4 protein-coding genes and 1 tRNA gene are annotated in these 4211 nt (G+C 66.1%); 1 reads left to right on the top strand and 4 read right to left on the bottom strand.

Annotated elements, in window-relative coordinates:
- Positions 1–119 precede the first annotated feature (119 nt).
- From ACTHLF_RS10790 to ACTHLF_RS10775, 4 genes are all read right to left on the bottom strand, one after another.
- Complete coding sequence (locus tag ACTHLF_RS10790) at positions 120–521, bottom strand: DUF2058 family protein (RefSeq protein WP_440327311.1); 402 nt, start codon at positions 519–521, stop codon at positions 120–122.
- 315 nt (positions 522–836) lie between these two features.
- A complete protein-coding gene (locus ACTHLF_RS10785; RefSeq protein ID WP_440327309.1) occupies positions 837–1049 on the bottom strand; it encodes a SlyX family protein in 213 nt (70 codons plus the stop codon).
- A gap of 113 nt (positions 1050–1162) precedes the next feature.
- Positions 1163–1948, bottom strand: a complete 786-nt coding sequence (locus ACTHLF_RS10780) for an FKBP-type peptidyl-prolyl cis-trans isomerase (RefSeq protein WP_440327307.1) — start codon at positions 1946–1948, stop codon at positions 1163–1165.
- Between the two features lie 164 nt (positions 1949–2112).
- Positions 2113–3873 (bottom strand): cation:proton antiporter, encoded by a 1761-nt coding sequence (locus ACTHLF_RS10775; protein ID WP_440327305.1) that lies wholly within the window; start codon positions 3871–3873, stop codon positions 2113–2115.
- A 226-nt stretch (positions 3874–4099) separates the two neighbouring features.
- On the opposite strand from ACTHLF_RS10775, the gene ACTHLF_RS10770 reads away from it, so the two are divergent.
- Positions 4100–4175 (top strand) — tRNA-Ala (locus ACTHLF_RS10770).
- Positions 4176–4211: the final 36 nt, after the last annotated feature.

Here is a 4211-nt window from a genome sequence, read left to right as displayed (position 1 = left end):
CCCCCCAACCCCCCCTGTGGGGGGGGGGCGCCGGGGCGGCGGGCGTCCCCCCCCCCCCCCCCCCCCCCCCCCCCCCCCCCCGCTCCCACATGCGGTCAGGTCATCACCACATCAGGTCATCACCACATCAGGTCGTCGGGCACGCCATCGTCGGATTCGTTGGGTGCATTCGGGTCGACCAGCAGCGCGATGAATTCCGGCGCGATCTCGCGCAGCGCATCGATCACGGCTTTCTCGACGACGAGGTAACGGCCGCCCTGCTGCACGACCCCCAGTTCGCCTGCATTGATTCGCGCCAGCTGCGCGGCGTCGACATGCACGCGGCGGATCTTCTCGCCGTAGGGGAAGTGGCGCACGTGGTCGGCATCGGCGAGGTTGAGTGCCTTGCCCTTCAATAGTTCTTCGACCTTGCGCTTCTTTTCCTTGCGCAGGCGTGCCTGTTCGGCGGCCTCGGCCTCGGCCTGGCGGCGCTCGGTGGCCTCGGTCTGTGCACGCATGGCGTAGGCCTTGGCCAGGTCCATCTCGCCATCCTTGCGCGGGGGACGCTGGGCATTGCCCTGGGCGCCCTGCGGACGGCACCGTGCGGTCGGCCATTCCCCTGTCCGCGGCCGGAGCCGCCCTGCGCGGGTCGATTACCGCCCTGGCCGGAGCGATTACCGCCCTGGCCGCCCTGGCCGCCGCGGTTGCCACCCTGCGGCCGTTGGCCATCCTTGCCACCCTGGCGCGGCGGCGGCGCGGACTTACGCGCCTCTTCGCGGATCTCCTTGACGAGGCCGCTCTTCAACAACTGGTCACGCAGGGACTCTGCCATGGTCGGTAAGGCTCTTTACGCGGTATCAGTAATGCGGGGGCGGCGGTTCGACCGCGGGGTCGCCACCCGCGCCGGTGCGCATCGTGGCCAGGTCGGAGCGCATCTCGCGCACGGCGCGCTCGAGGGCATCGAGGCGGCGCGCAAGGTCGGCGTCCGCGGACGAGAGGCCATTCACGGTGTCATCGATGAAGGCGAGGCGCACCTCGAGTTCCATCAGGCGGTCGTCGGCATCAGCCATGCTGCTGGCTTTTCCTGGAAATCAGCCGCCGATTGTAGTCCAACGATGCGCCGGCAGGACAAAAAAAAGGGGCGCCGAAGCGCCCCTCTCATGCAGATAAGCCGCTAAGCGGATTATTTGCCACCCTGCGGAGCCGGGGCGCCAGCGCCCGGGCCCTGGCCGGCCGGGGTCGGGCCGGTCTTGAGCAGCTCGACGTCGAAGATGATCGTCGCGTTCGGCGGGAAGCCGTTTTCCGGCTTGGCGCCGTAAGCGATGTTCGACGGGATGAACAGCTTGTACTTGCCGCCGGTCTGCATGAGCTGCAGGCCTTCGCGGAAGCCCGGGATGACCGCGGCGAGCGGGATCTGGGCCGGGCCGGCCGGCTGGTGGTCGGCCGAGGAGTCGAACTTCTCGCCGTTCACGAAGGTGCCGGTGTAGTTGATGGTGACCGTGTCGTTCGGACCCGGACGCTGGCCGGTACCGGCCTGGACGACCGTGTACTGCAGGCCCGAGGCCGTGGTCTTCACGCCGGCAGCCGACGTGTTCTTGGCCAGGAAGGCATCGCCTTCCGACTTGTTCTGGCTCGCCACCTTGTTGTACTCGGCTTCGGCCTTGACCTTCAGCTGGGCCACGAAGGCTTCGCGCGTGGTCTTGGCTTCGGCTTCGCTCATGGTCGGCTTCTGGCCGGACAGGGCAGCCTGCAGGGCCTTGGCGACGGTTGCCGGGTCGACTTCGCGCGCGACGAGCGGCGGAAGCGAGCTGGCAAGGTCCCAACCCACGACATAGCTGGCCTTCTGCTTATCGACGCCGCCCGCGGGGGCAGCTGCCGGCTTGGCAGCCTGGGCGGATGCGCCCGCGGCCGCACCCAGCGAAACCGCCAGGGCGACGGCCATCATCGTGGGACGCAAAAAGTGCTTCATTCGTTACTCCCTCTCTTTGGAGAAAATCGGCGAGGCCGCCGTGTGCACCTCCGTGTGGAGGCGGAATCGCCATTGTGCTGTGCTTCGCGCCCCGCTTGCAATGACGGTGGCAGAGACAAGGTTTCATACGAAAAGTTCATGGACCTTTCGTGAATTCGTCCGGATTACTCCCCGTGGCCCTGGCCCGGCTTGTCCAGGGTATCGCGCAGGGCGGCCTGGAGACGGGCGTGCACCTGCACCAGAACCCGCCAGAGCAGCCAGGTCAGGCCGATCCCGATCAGTATCAGTACCGCTGCGACTTCGCGCGGCGGCAGGATCGTTGAGGCCAGGGCGGCCACCAGCAGCCCGAGGATCAACATGACCACCACCGGAATGATCCGGCCCAGCACGGCCCGGATCCGGTAGGTGCGCGCGCCGAACCGGTCGGGGATGCTCAGCTCCGCCAGCAGCATGCCCAGCGCCCCGGCCTTGCGATAGGCCGCCACCACCATGGGCAACGACACCAGCGCGGCCACCGACCAGGCGAGGCTGCGCCGCACGACCGGGTTGTCACTGAAGAGATCCAGGTGCATGAAGCCGCGGCGGTAGGCGAACGCCGTGCCGATGAAGACAGCGATGACCAGCGCCATGTTGATGATCACGTGCCAGACGAGGCGCCGGATCATCTTCATCACGATGGCGCCCTGCCCCTGCAGGCCGAGGTTGCCCATCCACTCCGTGTACGCGCCGAACACGCCCGTCACCCGCGCGGGCAGCACCCGCCCCAGCCCCGTGGCGAGTGGGTCGGACAGGCGGATCAGGTAAGGCGTGAGGAAGGTGGTGATCGCGGATACCGCCACCGCCACCGGATAGAGGAAGTTGCTGGTGACCTTCAGGCTGAGGCCCAGCGTGGCGATGACGAAGGAGAATTCGCCGATCTGCGCCAGGCCCATGCCAACCCGGAGCGACGTCCGCCCATCGTTGCCGGCCACGAAGCTGCCGAAGCTGCAGGTCACCACCTTCCCCAGCACCACGGCGATCGTCACGATGGTGATGGGCCACGCGCATTCGGCGAGCAGCGCCGGATCGATCAGCATGCCGATCGCCACGAAGAAGATGGCGCTGAACATGTCGCGCACCGGCATGATGATGCGCTCGATGCGGGCGACGCTCTCCGCCTCGGCCACGATCGCGCCGATCATGAAGGCGCCCAGCGCCACGCTGTAGCCGAGCTCGGTCACCAGCAGGCAGAAACCGAAGCAGATGCCGAGCACGGCGATCAGCAGCACATCGTTACGGCTCACCCGCGCGATGTAATCCACCACCCGCGGCACCAGCAGCAACCCGACCACGAGCGACACCGCCATGAACAGGCCAAGCCGCCCCACCGCGGCGAGCGCCTGCTCCGCCTCCAGACCGCCGGTGCTGGCGATACCGGTGAGCAGCGCCATCAGCACGATGGCGAGCAGGTCCTCCACGATGAGGATGCCGAACCTCAGCTGGGCGAAACGCTCGCGCTTGAGGTTCAGGTCCTCCAGCGCCTTCATGATGATGGTCGTCGACGAGATCGACAGCATGGCGCCGAGGAACAGCGAATCCATCGTGCTCCAGCCGAAGAAGCGGCCGATCTCGTAACCGATCCACACCATCAGCACGATCTCGGCAAAGGCGGCCACCAGGGCCGCGCCGCCGACCGCGCGCAGTTTCTTCAGGCTGAACTCGAGGCCGAGCGCGAAGAGCAGCAGGATCATGCCCAGCTCGGAGAGCGTGCGGATCGTCTCTTCTTCGTGGATGAAGATGAAGGGGAATGTGTGCGGGCCGATGAGCAGGCCCGCGATGATGTAGCCGAGCACGACCGGCTGGCGAAGGCGCTGGAACAGCACCGTGGTAAGGCCAGCCACCAGCATCACGGTGGCGAGGTCTTGGATGAAAACGATGCCGTGCATGCCTTTCCCTGTGTGTATGAGGGGACAGGTTAACCCGCACGAACTTCCGAAAACATGTCCGCGTCCATGCAGTGGTCAAACACTGACCAGACCCCTGAAATCCACGATTCACGCAAGTCCGCGCCCTGCATGGTTATTCTGAAATTGTCGAAAATAATTTAAAAAAAAATGTAACGAATGCTTGACGGACTGGGGGTTCGGACGTAATCTTTGCGGCTTCCAGCAGGGGGCCATAGCTCAGCTGGGAGAGCGCCTGCATGGCATGCAGGAGGTCGCCGGTTCGATCCCGGCTGGCTCCACCAACTTCTAGTACGTCCCCATCGTCTAGAGGCCTAGGA

The sequence above is a fragment of the Luteibacter sp. genome, assembly GCF_051958795.1.
Taxonomy (GTDB): Bacteria; Pseudomonadota; Gammaproteobacteria; order Xanthomonadales; family Rhodanobacteraceae; genus Luteibacter.
This window is presented reverse-complemented; position numbering and strand designations above follow the sequence as displayed.

Coding starts and splice junctions, on each gene's coding strand:
- ACTHLF_RS10790 (WP_440327311.1), bottom strand. CDS start 521: ATGGACCTGGCCAAGGCCTACGCCATGCGTGCACAGACCGAGGCCACC.
- ACTHLF_RS10775 (WP_440327305.1), bottom strand. CDS start 3,873: ATGCACGGCATCGTTTTCATCCAAGACCTCGCCACCGTGATGCTGGTG.
- ACTHLF_RS10780 (WP_440327307.1), bottom strand. CDS start 1,948: ATGAAGCACTTTTTGCGTCCCACGATGATGGCCGTCGCCCTGGCGGTT.
- ACTHLF_RS10785 (WP_440327309.1), bottom strand. CDS start 1,049: ATGGCTGATGCCGACGACCGCCTGATGGAACTCGAGGTGCGCCTCGCC.